The sequence below is a fragment of the Winogradskyella sp. HaHa_3_26 genome (assembly GCF_019278425.1).
Lineage (GTDB): Bacteria > Bacteroidota > Bacteroidia > Flavobacteriales > Flavobacteriaceae > Winogradskyella > Winogradskyella undariae.
In genome coordinates this window covers 2,804,362-2,824,379 of the sequence record NZ_CP058981.1, presented here as the reverse complement: position 1 = coordinate 2,824,379, position 20,018 = coordinate 2,804,362, and the positions used below count along the sequence as shown (strand labels likewise).

The window sequence follows — 20,018 nt, the reverse complement described above, 5'->3', positions numbered from 1 at the left end:
TAAATTATCATGAAAAAATGGTTAGTTCCTGTAATCGTAATCGCAATATTAGCTTTTGGTATTTACAAATGGGCTGTAGGATTTAATAATACAGCAGTAACTTATGAAGCTAATGCTAAAACAACATGGTCTAATGTAGAAAGCTCTTACCAAAGACGAAATGATTTAATCGGTAACTTAGTAAAAACGGTACAAGGTGCTGCTGATTTTGAAAAAACTACTTTAACAGCAGTTATTGAAGCAAGAGCAAAAGCAACTTCTACGACAATAGATGCAAGTGGACTAACAGCAGATAATATGGCGCAATTTCAACAAGCTCAAAGTGGCTTAAGCGGAGCATTATCTAAACTTTTAGTTTCTGTAGAACGTTACCCAGAATTAAAAGCAAATCAAAACTTCTTAGAATTACAAAGTCAGTTAGAAGGTACAGAAAACCGTATTAACATTGCGAGAGATCGTTATAATGAGTCTGTAAATATCTATGATATCCACATTAAAAAATTCCCAGGATCAGTTTTAGCAGGATGGTTTGGTTTTGAAGAAATGCCAAGATATAAATCTGACGCAGGAAGTGAGAATGCAGTAGATGTTAATTTCGACTTTTAATAAAATCTAATTATGCCAAATATTGAACTTTTCTTGACTTCTAACGAAGAAGCTGAAATTGTTGAAGCTATTAGAATTGCTGAAAACAAAACCTCAGGTGAAATCCGTGTACATATTGAACAGAAATGTGATATCGATGCTTACGAACATGCACTAGAGGTTTTTCATCTTTTAAAAATGAATAATACCCAACAAAGAAATGGAGTATTAATCTATGTTGCAGTAGACAATAAATCTTTTGTCATTTTAGGCGATCAAGGAATTAACAATATTGTTGGTGCAGATTTTTGGAATTCTACTCGCGATAAAATCTCTAATCGATTTAAATCTGGTAATTTTAAACAAGGTTTAATTGATGGTATAACAGAAGCAGGAAAAGCACTTTCTCAACATTTCCCTTGGAATGATGATGACAAAGACGAGTTAGATAATTCAATTTCTAAAGGATAATGCAACAATCAAAACACATTTTATTTCAAGTTTTATTCGTTTTATTTTTAGCCAGTCCTTTTATAGGAATGGCACAATACGACATTCCTGAAAAACCAGAATTTCAAACCAGTGTTTACGATGATGCTATTCATTTGTTATCCGCTGCACAAAAAAGCAGTTTAGAACAAAAACTTATTCGTTATTCAGACTCTACCTCAACACAAATTGTGGTGGCAATAATTAGCTCTACAAATGGTGAATACATTAACTATTTGGGAGCACAATGGGGTGAAAAATGGGGAATTGGTCAAGCAGATAAAGACAATGGTATTTTTATTCTTTTAGCTAGAGATGACCGAAAAATAAACATTAGCACAGGTAAAGGTACCGAGCATCTATTGACTGATGCGATGAGCAAGCGGATTATTAATAATGACATTATACCTTATTTTAAACAAAACGATTATTACGGCGGATTAAATCGTGCGACAGATGCCATATTTGAAGTCATGACTGGCGAATATAAAGGCACAAGACAAACTACAGAGAGTGATTTTCCTCCTCAAGTAATATTCTTCTTAATTATTATATTCATCATTTTTGTTATTGCTATTTCTAAAAGTAGCCGTGGCGGAAACGGTGGTAACGGCGGAAACCGATCTGGCAACAGAGGACTACTCGAAGCTATAATTTTAAGCAATATGGGACGTGGAAGTTATTCTAAAGGATCTTCAGGTGGTTTTGGAGGTTTTGGCGGTAGCTCTGGCGGAGGAAGTTTCGGAGGCGGCGGCTTCGGCGGTGGTTTTGGAGGCGGAAGCTTTGGAGGCGGTGGTGCTTCTGGAGGATGGTAGTTGAGCTAAAAACTACTTGTCACAAATATTAATAACATATATCAATGCCATTAAAATACATTTTTAAGCTTCTTATTTTGATGCTTTTATTTTCGAGTTGCAAAGGAAAACAACCAGAAACAACAGCTATTTCTTCGTCATTTCCTTTAAACGAATCTCAAAGTAGAGTTGTAGACTTATCAAATTTATTTTTAAATATTGAAAAAGATTCTTTAACACAAAAAATTCTTCAATATGAAGAAGAGACAACCAATCAAATTGCAATTCTAACCATAGATTCAATCCCCCAAAATAATACTATTCAATATTATGGAACTCAAGTTGCAAATTCTTGGGGAGTAGGACAAAAAGATAAAAACAATGGTCTTTTAATTACAATTTCAAAATTCGATAGACAAATGGCAATCTCTACCGGAATTGGAACAGAACAAACAATTACGGATAACGACTGTAAAATCATTATCAATCAATTAATGATTCCTGAATTTAAAAACCAAGACTATTATAAAGGTGTTGATAAAGCTATAGATTCTTTAATTCTGCTTTGGGATTAATCAAAAAAGATAACTCCACTATCATCTGTTTCTCCTTTACTACCTAAACTATTAAACTTATAACTTAAGCTTAGCATAAAGTATTGTCTTAATACAGTACTCTGCTTGTCTTCAATATAATCTTGAGTTGCCGTACGACTAGCATTTGTATTTTGATTTAACAAATCGTACACTTTTAATGTAACAACAGCTTTATCTTTAAACATGCTATAAGCCAAAGTTGAGTTCCAGAACCAAGCACTTTTCTGAAAACCATCAGCAATATCAGGATTGTAATTAAAGCTAATGTCATTTCGCCACTCAAAGTTTTTAGGTAAAAAAGTAGCCGTTCTAACTCCTGCATTATGACTTGTAAATTTACGATCATCAAAAGCCTCTATATCATAAGCCGTATTAGTAAAGTTTATCTGATAATAAGGTTTAAATTCTAACACTTTATCCCATATAAAATCTAAACCTAATCTAGGTGACACTCTATCTGACTTACTTGCGTATTTAACATCATTATTAAAATTAATACTTTCGGATATGTTATAATTTGCTCTCAATTTTAATTTAATAGTTCTTAATGTATCAATTTTAAAATCTTTACTATAATCTCCCCATATACCAAAATTATAATTACCATCTACATTAACATAAGTCGTAGTTCGCTTAAGTGTTTCATTATTTATAGTAGTTTTAGACACCACTTGATTATCAGAAACACTAACATTAGCTCCCACATAAAAACCTGTACGTTTTTGCCAATCAAATCCGTTATATCCAAGATAAAACTCGTGGTTATTTGAAGGTTCTAAATTAGGGTTACCAATTATAGTTTGAAGCGGATTTGATACATCCTCGTAAGCTTGAAGTTGCCTCAATCCTGGCGGCTGATTATCTAACCAATAATTAACATAAATAGAAGACTTAGGACTAAACCTATAGTTTAGATAAGAATCTACTTCTAGATTTTCAAAATCGCGTTCTACATTAAATTCTGGTCTTAATAAATCTTGATTTTTTAAAGTTCTAATGTTGTAACCTAAATCGAAACTCCCTGATAATTTTTCACCTCTATAAGACAAACCTACTGACGGTATACTTCTATAATCTGTATATTGAAAATCCGTACTTAAATTGGTATTAAAATCTGTAAAGTCTTGTGTACTATTATTGAAATCGAAAGTACTCTCTCTATTATTATCTTTATCTCTAGCGTATTCATAATCAAAATTTAAGAAAAACTTCTTTGATACTATTGGTAATCTATAAGATAATTTTGCAGAAACACCATAGCTATGCTTTTCTCCATCTGTGAACTGATTTCTATCTATAATTTCTGGATTACTACCAAAAATCTCTGTATTAGATTCTAAAAAGTCATCACTTTCTTGTTGATTAACACTCGTTTCTAACTCAGCCTTAATAAAAGCACCTCGACTCCCTAATCGCTTAGTTATAGAGATATCATTAGAAAATCTTCTTACATCACTCTCTACATTTGAGTTAACATTAGATTGATTTGTTAATAACATATCTTCGTCTAAACTTTCTTCGTTACTTAGATAACGTGTTCTAGATTTAGAATAACCAAAAGAAGGTTCTATATTAATTTGAAAGGTCGAATCCGTTTCTATTTCGAATTCTAAATTAAAAGAATGATTATCCGTATCATTATCTGATCTAGAATTTGAATTGGTAAAATATCTTGAATCAGATAAAATAGTCTCACGTTCAGATGACGATTCATTTTCAGAATTACTTGATGAGAAAAAATAATCTGCAGACACATCTGTTTTTTCTCCTATAACATCAGCATAGTTAACACCTGCATTTTGAGATGTTGTAATGCCCTCACCTCCTCCAAAAGAGCGACCGCCTAAGCTAAAAGAACCGTTGCTACTAAAAGAAACACCTCCTCCTCGTCCAAACATTTTTGAGATTTCACCGAAACTAAATCCTGGCGAGTTTGTATTATTCCCTCCTGCAAGCACACTTACTCTTCTGTCATTATCAAAAAGATTAACCATGCCTGCAAACTCGTAACGATCATCTGTACCTGCACCTGCGGATACACGACCAAAAACACCTTTATTATTCTCCTCTTTAATAGTAAGGTTAATGGTTTTGTTTTCTTGATCACCTTCTTCTCCTGTAAAAGCTTCTGACTTTGTTTTAGTATCTACAATTTGAATTTTTTCAATAATCTCCTTAGTCAAATTCTTAGTTGTAATTGTTGTGTCATCACCAAAAAAGGGTTTACCATTTACTAAAATTTTATTTACAGGTTTTCCATTTACAGTAATTTTCCCTTCTTCATCCACTTCAACACCTGGCAATTGCTTTAGTAAATCTTCAACATTGGCATCTTTTTTTGTTTTAAAAGATTTTACATTAAATTCTAAAGTATCTTTCTTTATAGTTATTGGAGCTGTAGATTTCACTAAAACTTCTCCAAGTTGATTATCTAGAGACATTGAGATTATTCCTAAATCTATCTTCTCTTTATTTATTTCTACTTTCTTAAAGTAAGTACCGTAACCAACATATGATACATAGAAATTTAATGCTTGGTCGTATGTTGAATTTTCAATTTTAAACTTCCCATTTTTATCTGTAATAGTATAAGTGACCACTGAACTATCTTTTACACGTTCTAAATAAACTGTAGCAGACTCTAAAGGTAATTGTGTGTCTTCTGCTTTTAATGTTCCTGTAAGTTCGAATGATTTTTCTTGAGAGAATGCATGTAATGCAAATAAGAATGCTAATACTAAGGTTAGTTTCTTCATGTAGTTTGATTGATTGATTGATTGATTGATTGATTGATTGATTGATTGATGATTTTCTAGGATAAAAACGCAAGAAAGTTATAAATGTTATTAAAACTCTTAAAATTATTATAAAATAACACTCTAAACAACTAATGACAAACACTTATCATAAAATGTCATTTTAACATAACCACTATAAACTGACTGTACTTAAAATAAAAAACTCCTCCTGAAAATCATTTCAGAAGGAATATATTATATCATTATGATGTATAAGAAATTTTATTTCTTTCTCATGTAAACACTTACAGGTACACCATTAAAATCAAATTCATCACGCAACTTATTTTCAAGAAAACGCTTATAAGGTTCTTTTACATATTGAGGTAAATTACAGAAAAATGCAAATTGTGGTTGCGGTGTTGGCAACTGCATAATGTATTTAATTTTTACAAATTTCCCTTTATATGCTGGTGGTGGCTGATTCTCTATTATAGGTAATAAAGTTTCATTTAACACACTTGTTTTAATACGTTTTGTACGGTTTTGATAAACCTCAACAGCTGTTTCAATAGCTTTAAAAATACGTTGCTTATTTAATACAGATATAAATACAATTGGCACATCTGTAAATGGCGCCATCTCTTGTCTTATATGTTGCTCAAAAGCTTTAGCTGTTTTTGTATCCTTTTCTATTAAATCCCATTTATTAACAAGAATTACAATCCCTTTTCTGTTACGTTCTGCTAACCAGAAAATATTTTGAACTTGGCCATCAAAACCACGAGTTGCATCTAAAACTACTAAACAAACATCACAATGCTCGATTGCTCTAACACTACGCATTACAGAATAGAATTCTAAATCTTCCTTTACTTTAGATTTACGACGAATACCTGCCGTATCTACTAAATTAAATTCAAATCCAAAACGATTATATTTTGTATCGATAGAATCTCTAGTTGTTCCTGCAATATCTGTTACGATATAACGCTCCTCACCTATTAATGCATTTATGAAAGAAGATTTTCCTGCATTTGGTCTTCCTACTACAGCAAAACGAGGCAATTCATCTTCTTCAACTTCTTCTACTTCTGGTAAAGCCTTTACAACAGCATCTAATAAATCTCCTGTTCCACTTCCATTGATACTCGCAATAGTATAATATTCCCCTAAACCAAGAGAATAAAATTCAACAGCATCTTCAGCACGTTTGTTGTTATCAACTTTATTTACGACTAAAAAAACAGGTTTATCTATTCTTCTAAGCAATTTAGCAACATCTTCATCCATACCAGTTACGCCAGATTCTACATCCACCATAAAAATAATGGCATCAGCTTCTTCAATAGCTAACTCTACTTGCTTATCTATTTCTGCTTCGAAAACATCATCACTACCAAGGACATATCCACCGGTATCAATTAAAGAAAACTCTTTCCCATTCCAATCCGACTTTCCATAATGACGGTCTCTTGTTACACCACTAACGGCATCTACAATAGCTTCACGTCTTTTAATAAGACGGTTAAAAAATGTCGACTTCCCTACATTTGGACGACCTACTACAGCGACAATATTACTCATTGATTTTTATTTAAGTCTACAAAGATACTATATCCTTATCTCTTATAGAGCACTATTTATGACTTTTCACTCCTTAATATAGCATAAATAATTTTTATTGCATAAAAAATAAATTAAAAAACCAAATAAAAATTATTAATCCCCTCTTGATAACATGTATTAATTTAGGAAAGTTAGCTTAATTTTTAGTAATTTTATCACCTATAATAAACAGGTTTTTTTTACACATTTTTTAATGATTGTATAGATCTATTTTTTTTTAGGAACAGCCCCAATTCCTACAGATTTATCATAACCTACAATAATAAAAACACACATTATTTATCACCTAAAAAATAATGTGTTACGCCTAATAATTCAAAAAAAATAATGAAGAGATTACTTACACTTATCTTAATTTTAGCTTTCAATTCTTATGCACTATTTGCTCAAGAGGACTACAAAGAGCATGTTGTTAAAGAAGGGGAAAATATCTACATGATATCTAGACAATATAGAGTAACTCCTAATTCTATTTTTAAGCTTAACCCAGGATCTGAACAAGTAATTTATGTAGGAAGTATTTTGCGCATACCAAATTCTTCCTCGACTAACAATAACTCAAGCAACAATAAACCTACAGTTACAAGTGGCAATAACGACACCGTAAAAAATTATGTAGTACAAAAAGGAGACACAAAATTTAGCCTTTCTCGTCGTTTCGGTGTCAGTATTAATGAATTAGAACAACAAAATCCTCATATTAGAAATATGCTTCAAACAGGGCATATTATCAATTTAAATAACACTAAAACCGAAGCAGAAGAAACGACTTCAACCATAAAAGAAACGGTTATTACAGAAACAAATACCACGACCCCTTCTATTACAACCGACACTACCACTATCACGGAGGTAAAAACAAAAATCAAAGGATATAAAGACTACGTAATAAAACCAAAACAAACACTTTATAGTCTCTCTATGATGACAGGGATGTCTACGGAAGATTTGATTACCCTAAATCCAAAATTAAAAACAGCAGTTGTTACAGGAGATATAATAAAAGTGCCTACCAATATAACGCAAACTAATGATGTAAAAAACACATTAAACAATTCTGATTCCACTAAAAATATTGAGACAGAAAAGCCACCAAAAATTATAACCAACAATAACGAGGCTTTATATGCTAATTTAGTTAAAAACACAGCTAACGGAATTTATTTTTATACTCCTTTTTCAAGCGATGAGCTAAGTTCTCCTGAGGGGCGACAAAAAACACTAGAAGTTAGTACTGACTATAAAAAATATATTGATTTTTTCCAAGGAGCTCAAATAGCAATTGACTCCGCTAAAGCTTTGAAGCTTGAGTTTGATGTTACTTTAATAAAAAAGAATATAGCAGAATCTAAATTAACAGTTAACAGTCCTTATAATAAGAATATTATTTTAGTTCCATTTTTAGATGGTAACTCACAATTTCCAGAAATTAAATCTGATAAATCTGTTTCAATTATTGACATAAAATCGAATCTAAACAGTAGTGATAATATTAATATTTATAAATCTATTCCGTCAGACACTATTCAGAAAACAAAGACTTTAAATTATTTGGCCAAACAGAATGCTAATACAATTGTGGTTAGCGATTTAGATGAAGCTAAAAATAAAACTCTAATTAAAAAGATACTTCCTGATTCTAAATTTTTAAAAGTAAATAATTCTGGTTTTTTTAATTCTGAAAAACTAAAAAGCACATTAGATAAAACCAAGCTTAATTATATTGTTTTAGACAGCGACAAAACGATCATTCTATTAAATACAACTACGGCCTTGATGAGAGAATTATCAGAATATGATATTCAATTGGTTATGATAGAATCTGAACTGATCTCAAAACAAAATCAAGTTTCAGAGATGAGATTTAAAATATTGAAACTCATTTTTCCTTCAAACACAAATTCTTTAAATAAGTCTGACATTACAGATTTTGAAAACAAATACAAAAGTATTTTCGATACAGCACCTACAGAAAATTCTATTCTAGGTTTTAATGTCACTTTAGATGCTTTATTAAGAATCTCTCAAGATTCATCATTTGAAGAAACAATCAATAATATCATCTCTACACAACCTCATTTAAAGTTTGAGTATAAAAAAATAAAAGATGGTTATTATTTTAATAAAGGAATTTATTTAATGCAATATAATTCTGAAGAAGGCATATTAGAAGTCGATTAATTGCTCAAAACAGCTACATAAATAAGCATCATAATTATCTTAAATTACACAAAAAAAACTTAAAATCTTATTCAATATACTCACTAAAAGAGCTCTTTTCCCCAAAAATCCATCCGCAAAATACACAAAACAACGACAAACAACACGTTTTGTTTTACTTAAAAAATTTATAAAAATCTAAAAAACAGGTATTTAACCCCAAAAAACACAAGAATCCAAAAAACAAAAACTGCAAGGCTTTAATTTTGTTATATTTAAGCTAATTACATATATTTGTTTCCCTTCCCCACAATTTGGCAAGAAGATAGTTTTATTTTGAATTTGCTGCTCTATGCCAATTTCAACAAAAAATAATTATTACAAATTTATGAGAGCCAAAAAGTACAGTTTTAAAAGTTATACTACGTTTTTAGTGTTTCTTACGTTGTCAATTAACGGCATACTTACACCTGCTTATGCTCAATGCCCTACAGTAACAGAACCTATACAATCATTATGTAATGTACAATCTGTTTTAGTTAGTGACTTACAAGCAACTGACACAGGTGGAGGTATTGTTTGGTACGATTCGGCAACCTCGACAACTCCTTTATCAAATTCACAAGGTCTAATTAGCGGTGAAGACTACTATGCCGATAATAACGCAGGTACTTGTACCACAAGAGCTCGAGTAGATGTCATAATCTACAGTGCTCCCGTTGGAGATAATTATCAAGGTATTTGTATAGATGATCCTTCACTTGCAACTGTTAGTAGCTTAAACGCTGTAGGAAATGATGTACAATGGTATTTAACATCATCAGGTGGGCTTCCTTTAAATGAAACTGATGTTCTAATAGATGATACTTTATACTATGCAGATCAAGCAAGTCCTGATGGAAACTGTAGAACATCAAGACTATCTGTTTTAGTTAATGTTGGATCCACACTTTTACCTGAAGGAGATCCAATTCAACAATTTTGTATTTCTTCTAGTTTTCAGCCTACACTTAACGATTTAGTTGCTACCGGCAATAATAATTGGTATAACTCCTTATTTTCCGCTGTAACTCTTCCTCTTTCAACACCTTTAGTTAATGGACAAACTTATTATGCCACAGCTGTAGATCCTCCCTGTGAAAGTACTGCTAGATTAGCTATAACAGTAATTTTAAATAATTTCCCTGATGCAGGTGAAAATGCAACAGTAGATATCTGTGAAAATAATAATTCAACAATTAATTTATTTACAGCATTAGAAGGAACACCTAATACTGGAGGATTTTGGTCACCATCACTTAACAGTGGCACGAATATATTTGATCCCGCTATAGACCCTAGCGGTATTTACACATACACTGTTGGTGCACCTGCTACTTGTGGTTATGCTACCGCAACAGTTAATGTATCTTTTTCTGATAATGAAGACGCAGGTGAAGATGGAGCTATAGAGGTTTGCGAAAACAATGGCACTTTTAATCTTTTTAATAGTTTAAATGGCACACCAAACACTGGTGGTACTTGGTCTCCTGCTTTAAATAGCGGAACTGGACTTTTTGACCCTAATTTTGATACAGCAGGAACTTATACCTATACAATATTAAGCACTACCTCTTGTCCTGATTCTTCAGCAAACGTAGAAGTTTCTATTTTACAAGAACCTGATGCTGGTTCTAACGCTATACTAGATATTTGTAGTAATAATGAAAATACAATTAATCTATTTGAAACTCTTAATGGAACACCTGAAAATGGAGGTTTTTGGTCACCGTCTCTTAATAGTGGAACAAATATATTTGATCCTGCTATAGACCCTAGTGGTATTTACACATACACTGTTGGTTCTCCTTCTTCTTGTGGTTATGCTACGGCAACAGTAGATATATCTATTTCAGTTTATGAAAATGCAGGTGAAAATGGAGTTATAGAAGTTTGTGAAAACGACAGTCCTTTTGATCTTTTTAATAGCTTAAATGGCACACCAAGTACTGGTGGTACTTGGTCCCCTACTCTTAATAGTGGAACTGGACTTTTTGATCCCTCATTTGATACAGCAGGAACTTATACCTATACAATATTAAGCACTACCTCTTGTCCTGATTCTTCAGCAAACGTAGAAGTTTCTATTTTACAAGTACCTGACGCAGGTTCAAATGCAGTACTAGATATTTGTAGTAATAATGAAAATACAATTAATTTATTTGAAACTCTTAATGGAACACCTGAAAATGGAGGTTTTTGGTCACCGTCTCTTAATAGTGGAACAAATATATTTGATCCTACTATAGACCCTAGTGGCATATATACTTATACTATTGGTGACCCTTCTTCTTGTGGTTATGCTACGGCAACAGTAGATATATCTATTTCAGTTTATGAAAACGCAGGTGAAAATGGAACTGTAGAAGTTTGCGAAAACGACAGTCCTTTTAATCTTTTTAATAATTTAAATGGCACACCAAGCACTGGTGGTAATTGGTCTCCTGCTCTTAATAGTGGAACTGGACTTTTTGATCCCTCTTTTGATACGGCAGGAACTTATACTTACACAATATTAGGCACAGCCTCTTGTCCTGATTCTTCAGCAAACGTTGAAGTTTCTATTTTACAAGTACCTGACGCAGGTTCAAATGCAGTACTAGATATTTGTAGTAATAATGAAAATACAATTAATTTATTTGAAACTCTTAATGGAACACCTGAAACCGGAGGTTTTTGGTCACCATCTCTTAACAGTGGTACAAATATATTTGATCCTACTATAGACCCTAGTGGCATATATACTTATACTATTGGTGACCCTTCTTCTTCTTGTGGTTATGCTACGGCAACAGTAGATATATCTATTTCAGTTTATGAAAACGCAGGTGAAAATGGAACTGTAGAAGTTTGCGAAAACGACAGTCCTTTTAATCTTTTTAATAATTTAAATGGCACACCAAGCACTGGTGGTACTTGGTCACCGACCCTTAATAGTGGAACTGGACTTTTTGATCCCTCTTTTGATACGGCAGGAACTTATACCTACACAATATTAGGCACAGCCTCTTGTCCTGATTCTTCAGCAAACGTAGAAGTTTCTATTTTACAAGAACCTAATTCTGGTACAAACACTACAATAGATATTTGCAGTAATGATATAGTTAACCTATATGAAAGCCTTAATGGAACACCTGATATTGGAGGAACATGGACTCCTTTATTAAATAGTGGAACAGATATATTTGATCCTAGTATTGATGTAGCTGGCACTTATACATATGAAGTAACTAATTCATGTAGTACAAGTTCTTCTAGTATGATTATAACTATTTCAAATCCAAATGATGCAGGTGCTAACGGTTCTGTTGAATTCTGCTCAGACGAATTAAACACGATTGATTTATACGATGTTTTAGAAGGTACACCTCAACTAGGAGGAGAATGGAGTCCTGCATTAACTAGTGGTTCAAGTCTTTTTGATCCTAATGTTGATGCGCCTGGCATTTACACTTATACTGTTTCAAATACCTCATCTACCTGCCCTGAGGCAACAGCTTCTGTTACTGTTACACTTATTGCACCACCAAATGCGGGTAATGATAACATTATTAATATATGTTCTAATGATACTATTACTGATTTATTTGATAATCTAGGTGGTACTCCAGATGCAGGAGGAATATGGACACCATCATTAGCTAGTGGAACAGGAGAATTTGACCCAAATATAGATCAAGCTGGTGATTATACATACACATTAACTTCTACTGAGTGTAATATTACAGATACTGCAACAGTAACCGTAACAATACTAGAAATACCGAATGCTACGGGACTAACATTACAAATGGATGATAATTTTGTTTGTCAAAACAATGAAGACATTGTCATTAATATAACAAATGCGACTCAATTAACCGATGCTGATTATTCTATAGAATACTCAATAACCGGATCAAACAATTCTATTAATACAACAATAATAACAATAATTGATGGTAATGCTGCTCTAGTAATTCCTGCTTCATTATTAAGTAATCCAGGAAATAGTATAATAACAATAATTCATCTTTTTGCATTAAATCAGAACTGTAGTGCAATAACAGACACTTTAGAGCCATTTGAAATTGAAATCCAAGAATCATTAATACCTGAAATTATAAATAATGACATTGAATATTGTTTAGGGGATATTTTAACTGTTGCCGATTTAACAAACAATATCGTCTCTGTTGAAGATAATGATATAATTTGGTATGACGAATCAACAAATGGAACCCCATATGATTCTACAGAAACCCTAATAAATGGCTTAACGTATTATGCTGCTTATCAATCCGAATATGGTTGTCAAAGTAACACTAGGTTAGAGTTTACTCTTAATTTAGTTTCATGTGTTGAAGAACTCTTAATACCAGATGGATTCTCACCTAATGGAGATGGAATTAATGATGTTTTTGATATTTTATACTTAAATGATTTATACCCAAATTTTAAATTAAGCATCTATAATAGATATGGTAATATATTTTATGAAGGGAATATTAATTCACCTAAATGGAATGGAACAGGCAAAAAGGACAACTCTGTATTACCTTCTGGTGTCTATTTTTACATATTAGAGTTTAATGATGGAGAACGAGAACCAAAACAAGGGAGGGTCTATTTAAATAGATAATTAAATGACAAATAAAATAACATATAGTATTGCGATAATAATCTCATTATTAAGCTTCTCATTGCATGCACAACAAGATCCGCAATTTACACAATATATGTATAATATGAGTGTAGTGAATCCTGCGTACGCTCTTGATGATGATACTAACATAAATTTAGGCATACTTTACAGATCACAATGGGTTGGCTCTGTTGGTGGCCCTACAACTGGAACATTTTTTGGTCATACAAAACTTACTGATCAATTAGAAGGAGGTATTTCTATTGTACATGATGAAATTGGTGATGTTGTAAAACAAACTAGTGCGTATGCTGATGTTGCTTATGTGCTTCCTATTGGTCTAAATTCAAAATTGTCTTTTGGAATAAAAGCAGGAGCAACATTTTTTAGTACAAATTTTGATGGTTTTACTTATTCTGATCAAGTTAATGAAGATCCCGCTTTTTCTGAAAATATAAATAGAACCTTCCCTAATATTGGTGCTGGTCTATATTATTTTTCTGAAAAATATTATGTAGGATTATCTGCACCAAATTTACTACAATCAAAACACCTTAAAGATGAAAGTGGTGTTGTCTCTGAAGCTTCAGAAAATGTACACTTATTTTTCACAGGAGGTTACGTTTTCAATTTAAATGAAAATTTAAAATTTAAACCTGCTTTTATGACAAAGTATGTTAATAGCGCACCTATATCAGTAGATCTTACAGCAAACATATTGATGTATGATAAACTAGAATTTGGTGCAGGTTATCGCTACGACGATTCAGTTACTGGAATGATTAATTTCTCAATATCATCCGCAATTAGAATTGGTTATGCATACGATTACACACTCACTAACTTAGGAGAATTTAATTCTGGCTCTCACGAAGTCTTTTTATTATTTAACATAGAAAAGTTCGGTAAAGGCTATGATAAATCTCCAAGATTTTTCTAATCAAAAACAGATGAAAACACATAAATTTTATATCATATTAGTCCTTTTAATGATCAGTACGCTCTGTTTTTCTCAATCACAAAGAAGAGCTGATATTTTATACAAAAATAAAGCTTACTTAGAAGCAGCTGAAATCTTCACAACGCTTCCTAAAACGTTAGAAAATTTAGAAAAATTAGGTGATTGCTATTATTATAATACGGATTATGAAAAAGCCTATAAAACGTATAAAAAGATTTATAATACAAAAACAAACAAAAATCTAACAGAGTCTTTCTATTTTAAATATTATGAAGTTTTAAAAGGAACAAAAAATTACAAACAAGCCGATGAGATATCTACATTATACTTAGACGACAAAATAAATACCCCAAATTTTAAAGCTTTATTAGAAAAAATAGTTCCTTATAATTACGAATTAAAAAATCTTACAGAAGATGTTGGAGGGTCTAATTTTGGCATAGCACTAAATGCAGATAAGATTGTTTTTGCCTCAACAAAAAACATTAAATACCCAAACTATCATTGGAACGGCAAACCTTACTTAGATTTATACGAAACTAAACTCTCTGAAGAAGGTGAAATAGACTTAGATAGTATTCAACCCTTAAGTAAAGAGATTAATAAAGAAAAACAACACGAAAGTAATGCTGTATTTACAAAAGACGGCAAAACAATGTATTTCTCTAGAAATTTAAAAAAACGAATTAGTTTAGACTCTACAAAAATTTCTGTCGTAAGTATATTTAGCGCCCAATTAATTGAAGGTCAATGGACAAATATAAAACCTGTCTCTTTCTCTAGTGATACTTATTCAACCATGCACCCTACCCTTAATAAGAAGGAAGATAAATTATATTTTTCAAGTGATATGCCTGGAACACTTGGGGAATTTGATATTTTTTATGTCGACTTATTCTCAGACGGATCATTTGGTCAAGCCATTAATTTAGGAAGCTCAATTAATTCTGTAAGAAGAGAACAATTTCCTTATATCGCAAAAGACACTACCCTATATTACTCTTCTAATGGTAAGCACGGATTTGGTGGTTTAGATATTTTTGCAAGTAGTTTTAAAAACAATAAATTTTTAGAAGCTTTAAATTTAGGAGAAACTATAAATAGTGAAAAAGATGACTTTTCCTTTGTACTTATTGATTCATTAAATACAGGTTTCATTTCGTCAAACAGAGCTGGTCTAGACAATATTTACACTTTTAAGCGCTTAGAGAAAGAAAGACACTATTATTTAGAGGGCTTAGTTACAGATATCGTAACAGGTCAAATACTACCAAATACCATCGTTGTTTTATATGACAAAAAAGGACATAAAATTGGAGAAGAAATCGTTGATAAATATGGTAAATATAAATTCTTAATAAGACCTAATCAAAGCTATTCTATAGAAGGATACCAACCTAAATACATTCCTCATATTGAATATTTTGATACTAATGACAAAGGTAATATTCAATTTAATATTCAATTAAAAATTAGAGCTTATAAAGATGCTGAAGAAATTGTAATTGATGATGGTAATGGTAATACTTATATTGAATTAGAAAATATTTATTTCGATTTTGGTCAATGGGATATTAAACCTCAAGCAGCAAAAACTCTTGATGTATTAGTGGAATTATTAGTAAAGTACCCAAGAATGGAAATTCAACTTGGTGCACACACAGATTCTAGATCAAGTGAGCTATTTAATTTAGAACTCTCTGAAAAAAGAGCACTTGCTACATTAGAATATTTAGTAGAAAATGGAATAAAAAGATCACGTTTAAGATCTAAAGGATACGGAAAAACCCGCCCCTTAGTTCCTTGTGGCGATAACTGTACAGAAACAGAACACTCTATTAACAGACGTTGTGAATTTCTAATTTTACGTTAAAAGAATTTTTATTTCAAAAAAAATATGACAATCTCTAATGAAATCGTTCTAAGACCACGTTTTAAACTGGAAATTCCGGCAAATAACAATTCTATATTAGAAAGTTTTGAAGAGAATAAAAAAAATCAAACAGAATTTATAGTTTCTAGAGTAGATAACCATGTATTTATAAGGTTTCTTAAAAAAAACCAACATTTTTGGTCACCGCAGTTACATCTAGAAATTAATGAAGCTAGTGAAGATAGAGCTATTGTAAGTGGCTTATTTGGTCCAAACCCTACTGTTTGGACCATGTTTATGTTTTTTCATTTTATTGTAGCTGCCTTATTTTTTGGATTTGGCATTTGGGCTTACACAAATGCGAACCTAGGAAACTCTTTTGCATTACAATTATCCCTGTCACTATTTATGATCCTTATTTGGTGCTTACTATATTTTGCAGGAAGAATAGGTCGCGCAAAAGGAAAGCCAGAAATGCAGCTATTAAATAGCTTTATGCATAAAATACTTAAACCTTATCGTTGATTATAACCAAAACGTTTTAATTGCGACTGATTACTTCTCCAGTTCTTATTGACCTTAACATACAATTCTAAGTGTACTTGTTTCCCAAAGAATTTCTCTAAATCTTTACGTGCTTCAATACCAACACGTTTTAAAGCAGATCCTTTATGACCAATAATAATCCCCTTTTGGGTCTCACGTTCAACCATAATAACAGAACGCATTCTAATGATCTCATCCTCTTCAAAAAACTCTTCTGTATCGACTTCAACTGCGTACGGAATTTCTTTTTTGTAATGCAATAATATTTTTTCTCTTATCGCCTCATTTACAAAAAAACGCTCTGGCTTATCTGTTAATTGATCTTTTGGATAAAATGCAGGAGACATAGGTAATAACTCTATAATTCTATCAAATACATTCTGAACATTAAAGCCTTCTAAAGCTGATATTGGAAAAAACTCTGCATTAGGTACTTTTTGTTGCCATAATTGCGCTTGTTCTTCTAATTGCTCTTGATTAGAATTATCAATCTTGTTTAATAATAATAAAACAGGAATTTTAGAATTGGTAATTTTATTAAAAAAGGCTTCATCTTTCAACTCTTTCTCGCCTATTTCAACCATATAAATTAAAACATCAGCATCATCAAAGGCAGACTTTACAAAGTCCATCATAGAAGCCTGTAATTCATAAGCGGGCTTAATAATACCAGGCGTATCACTTAAAATGACCTGAAAATCTTCGCCATTAACAATTCCTAAAATTCTATGTCTAGTTGTTTGCGCCTTAGATGTAATTATTGATAATTTTTCACCAATAAAAGCATTCATCAATGTAGACTTCCCAACATTAGGATTTCCTATAATATTTACAAAACCTGCTTTATGCATTTTAATCTATTTTAAGGTATAAAGGTAGTACTTATAAGTATGACTAACTTTTTTAAATTTTTATGATGTAGTAAGATAGTAATTATATAAACTCAAACATATCTTAAAAACAAAAAAGTCTTTCCAAAAGGAAAGACTTTTTAATATCGTTGAAAGAAACAATAATTATATTGCTGCAACATGTTTAGTTAACTGAGATTTTAAATTCCCAGCTTTGTTAGAATGAATAACTTTATTCTTAGCTAATTTATCTAACATACTAATCACAGAAGGTAACATTGTTTGAGCTTCCTTAGCATCTGTAATTTCACGTAATTTTTTTATAGCATTACGAGTTGTTTTATGTTGATACTTGTTAAGAACACGTCTTTTTTCGTTTCTTCTTATTCTTTTTAAAGCTGACTTATGATTTGCCATTGTTATCTCTTTCTTATTAAAATTGTAGCCCGTAGGGGAGTCGAACCCCTCTTACATGGATGAAAACCATGCGTCCTAGCCGATAGACGAACGGGCCATTTTGTTGTTTTAATATTTTAATGAACCAGCAACGTTTCCATTGCGGGTGCAAATATACAACTCTTTTTTACTTCTGCAACAATTATTTCATTTTTTTTTAAAATAATTTAATAAGCCTTTGCAAAAAGCACCCTTTCTTGTGATGGTTTACCACTAAACACACATACCCCATCTTCCTTAACATTGTCCATAGGAATGCATCTAATCGTTGCTTTTGTTAGTTCTTTGATCTTTTGCTCGGTCTCTGCAGTACCATCCCAATGCGCTGAAATAAATCCTGTTTTATTTTCTAAAACTTTTTTGAAAGTTTCAAAATCATCAACTTTAGTGATATGTTCATCTCTATAATTTAAAGCCTTCGCATATAACGCATCTTGAATTACCGTTAAAAGATCTTTTATAGTTGAAGCAATACCATCTATTTGAACGACCTCTTTCGTTAAAGTATCACGTCGAGCTAATTCAACAGTATTATTTTCTAAATCTTTTGGGCCAATTGCAATACGTAACGGTACACCTTGCAATTCATGTTGAGCAAATTTAGCCCCTGGTCTGTGTGTCGTTCTTTTATCAAACTTACAGCTTACGCCTAAAGCTTTTAATTCTTTAATAATAGTTTGAGCTTTCTCTGAAATTAATTCGAATTGTTCATCCGTCTTAAATATAGGAACAATAACAACTTGAGATGGCGCTAAGTTTGGAGGTAATACTAAACCTTTATCATCACTATGCGTCATTATTAAGGCTCCCATTAATCGTGTAGACACTCCCCATGATGTTGCCCATACATAATCTTGCTTTCCTTCGTTATTTGTATACTTAACATCAAAGGCTTTTGCAAAATTTTGACCTAAGAAATGTGAAGTCCCTGCCTGAAGTGCTTTTCCATCTTGCATTAAAGCTTCAATACAATAGGTATCAATTGCTCCTGCAAAACGTTCACTTTCTGTTTTCACGCCTTGTATAACAGGAATTGCCATAAAGTTTTGAGCAAACTCTGCATAAACATCATTCATCTGCTCTGCTTCTACTAGCGCTTCTGCTTTTGTTGCATGAGCTGTATGACCTTCTTGCCATAAAAATTCTGCTGTACGTAAAAACAAACGTGTTCGCATTTCCCAACGTACTACATTTGCCCATTGATTAATTAAAATTGGCAAATCTCTATAACTTTGTATCCAACCTTTATAAGTGTTCCAAATAATAGCTTCACTTGTAGGTCTAACCACTAACTCTTCTTCTAGCTTAGCTTCAGGATCTACTCTTAATTTCCCTGGGTTATCTGGATCGTTCTGTAATCTATAATGTGTTACAACAGCACATTCTTTAGCAAAACCTTCTGCATTCTTTTCTTCTGCTTCAAATAAACTCTTTGGTACAAATAATGGAAAATAAGCATTTTCATGTCCTGTCTCTTTAAACATTCTATCTAATTCTGCTTGCATCTTTTCCCATATAGCATAACCATAAGGTTTTATAACCATACAACCTCTAACAGCTGAATTCTCTGCTAAATCAGCTTTTACAACTAATTCGTTATACCATTTTGAATAATCTTCAGCTCTACTCGTAAGATTTTTACTCATTTTCCGTGTTTTGGCACAAATATTGCGCTTA

The 20,018-nt window shown here is 31.9% G+C and carries 14 protein-coding genes and 1 tRNA gene; 9 read left to right on the top strand and 6 right to left on the bottom strand.

Features of this window, described 5'->3' with window-relative positions; genetic code table 11:
• The first annotated feature begins 9 nt into the window (after nucleotides 1-9).
• The 4 genes from H0I32_RS12155 to H0I32_RS12140 are packed head-to-tail and all read left to right on the top strand — an operon-like array spanning nucleotide 10 to nucleotide 2,443.
• The gene (locus H0I32_RS12155) at nucleotides 10-606 is read left to right on the top strand and encodes a LemA family protein (RefSeq protein ID WP_179313709.1); all 597 of its coding nucleotides are present in this window, start codon (nucleotides 10-12) and stop codon (nucleotides 604-606) included.
• A gap of 12 nt (nucleotides 607-618) precedes the next feature.
• Nucleotides 619-1,056 carry a TPM domain-containing protein gene (locus H0I32_RS12150; RefSeq protein ID WP_179313708.1) on the top strand — a complete coding sequence of 146 codons (438 nt, stop codon included), beginning with the start codon at nucleotides 619-621 and terminating at the stop codon, nucleotides 1,054-1,056.
• Complete coding sequence (locus H0I32_RS12145) at nucleotides 1,056-1,889, top strand: TPM domain-containing protein (RefSeq protein WP_179313707.1); 834 nt, start codon at nucleotides 1,056-1,058, stop codon at nucleotides 1,887-1,889. The genes H0I32_RS12150 and H0I32_RS12145 overlap by 1 nt, the downstream gene beginning before the upstream one ends.
• 44 nt (nucleotides 1,890-1,933) lie before the next feature.
• Complete coding sequence (locus tag H0I32_RS12140) at nucleotides 1,934-2,443, top strand: TPM domain-containing protein (protein ID WP_173587938.1); 510 nt, start codon at nucleotides 1,934-1,936, stop codon at nucleotides 2,441-2,443.
• Here the strand turns inward: H0I32_RS12140 and H0I32_RS12135 are convergent.
• The gene (locus H0I32_RS12135) at nucleotides 2,440-5,220 is read right to left on the bottom strand and encodes an outer membrane beta-barrel protein (protein WP_179313706.1); all 2,781 of its coding nucleotides are present in this window, start codon (nucleotides 5,218-5,220) and stop codon (nucleotides 2,440-2,442) included. The genes H0I32_RS12140 and H0I32_RS12135 overlap by 4 nt on opposite strands.
• A 264-nt stretch (nucleotides 5,221-5,484) precedes the next feature.
• Complete coding sequence (gene der, locus H0I32_RS12130) at nucleotides 5,485-6,789, bottom strand: ribosome biogenesis GTPase Der (protein ID WP_173587936.1); 1,305 nt, start codon at nucleotides 6,787-6,789, stop codon at nucleotides 5,485-5,487.
• 369 nt (nucleotides 6,790-7,158) lie between these two features.
• On the opposite strand from der, the gene H0I32_RS12125 reads away from it, so the two are divergent.
• From H0I32_RS12125 to H0I32_RS12105, 5 genes are all read left to right on the top strand, one after another.
• Nucleotides 7,159-9,012 (top strand): LysM peptidoglycan-binding domain-containing protein, encoded by a 1,854-nt coding sequence (locus H0I32_RS12125; RefSeq protein ID WP_179313705.1) that lies wholly within the window; start codon nucleotides 7,159-7,161, stop codon nucleotides 9,010-9,012.
• A gap of 331 nt (nucleotides 9,013-9,343) precedes the next feature.
• Nucleotides 9,344-13,651, top strand: coding sequence for a gliding motility-associated C-terminal domain-containing protein (locus H0I32_RS12120; RefSeq protein ID WP_218747073.1), 4,308 nt, complete (start codon nucleotides 9,344-9,346; stop codon nucleotides 13,649-13,651).
• Nucleotides 13,652-13,655: 4 nt separating this feature from the next.
• Nucleotides 13,656-14,594, top strand: coding sequence for a type IX secretion system membrane protein PorP/SprF (locus H0I32_RS12115; RefSeq protein WP_179313703.1), 939 nt, complete (start codon nucleotides 13,656-13,658; stop codon nucleotides 14,592-14,594).
• 10 nt (nucleotides 14,595-14,604) lie between these two features.
• Nucleotides 14,605-16,488 carry an OmpA family protein gene (locus H0I32_RS12110; protein WP_173587932.1) on the top strand — a complete coding sequence of 628 codons (1,884 nt, stop codon included), beginning with the start codon at nucleotides 14,605-14,607 and terminating at the stop codon, nucleotides 16,486-16,488.
• 24 nt (nucleotides 16,489-16,512) lie between these two features.
• Complete coding sequence (locus H0I32_RS12105; RefSeq protein ID WP_173587931.1) at nucleotides 16,513-17,013, top strand: GTP-binding protein; 501 nt, start codon at nucleotides 16,513-16,515, stop codon at nucleotides 17,011-17,013.
• Here H0I32_RS12105 and era read toward each other — a convergent pair.
• The 4 genes from era to proS all read right to left on the bottom strand — a co-directional run bounded on the left by era (nucleotide 17,004) and on the right by proS (nucleotide 19,987).
• Complete coding sequence (gene era, locus H0I32_RS12100; RefSeq protein ID WP_173587930.1) at nucleotides 17,004-17,885, bottom strand: GTPase Era; 882 nt, start codon at nucleotides 17,883-17,885, stop codon at nucleotides 17,004-17,006. The genes H0I32_RS12105 and era overlap by 10 nt on opposite strands.
• A gap of 165 nt (nucleotides 17,886-18,050) precedes the next feature.
• Nucleotides 18,051-18,302 (bottom strand): 30S ribosomal protein S20, encoded by a 252-nt coding sequence (gene rpsT, locus H0I32_RS12095; protein ID WP_173587929.1) that lies wholly within the window; start codon nucleotides 18,300-18,302, stop codon nucleotides 18,051-18,053.
• A gap of 25 nt (nucleotides 18,303-18,327) precedes the next feature.
• A tRNA-Glu gene (locus H0I32_RS12090) sits at nucleotides 18,328-18,399 on the bottom strand.
• Nucleotides 18,400-18,508: 109 nt separating this feature from the next.
• Nucleotides 18,509-19,987 (bottom strand): proline--tRNA ligase, encoded by a 1,479-nt coding sequence (proS, locus tag H0I32_RS12085; RefSeq protein ID WP_179313702.1) that lies wholly within the window; start codon nucleotides 19,985-19,987, stop codon nucleotides 18,509-18,511.
• Nucleotides 19,988-20,018 lie beyond the last annotated feature (31 nt).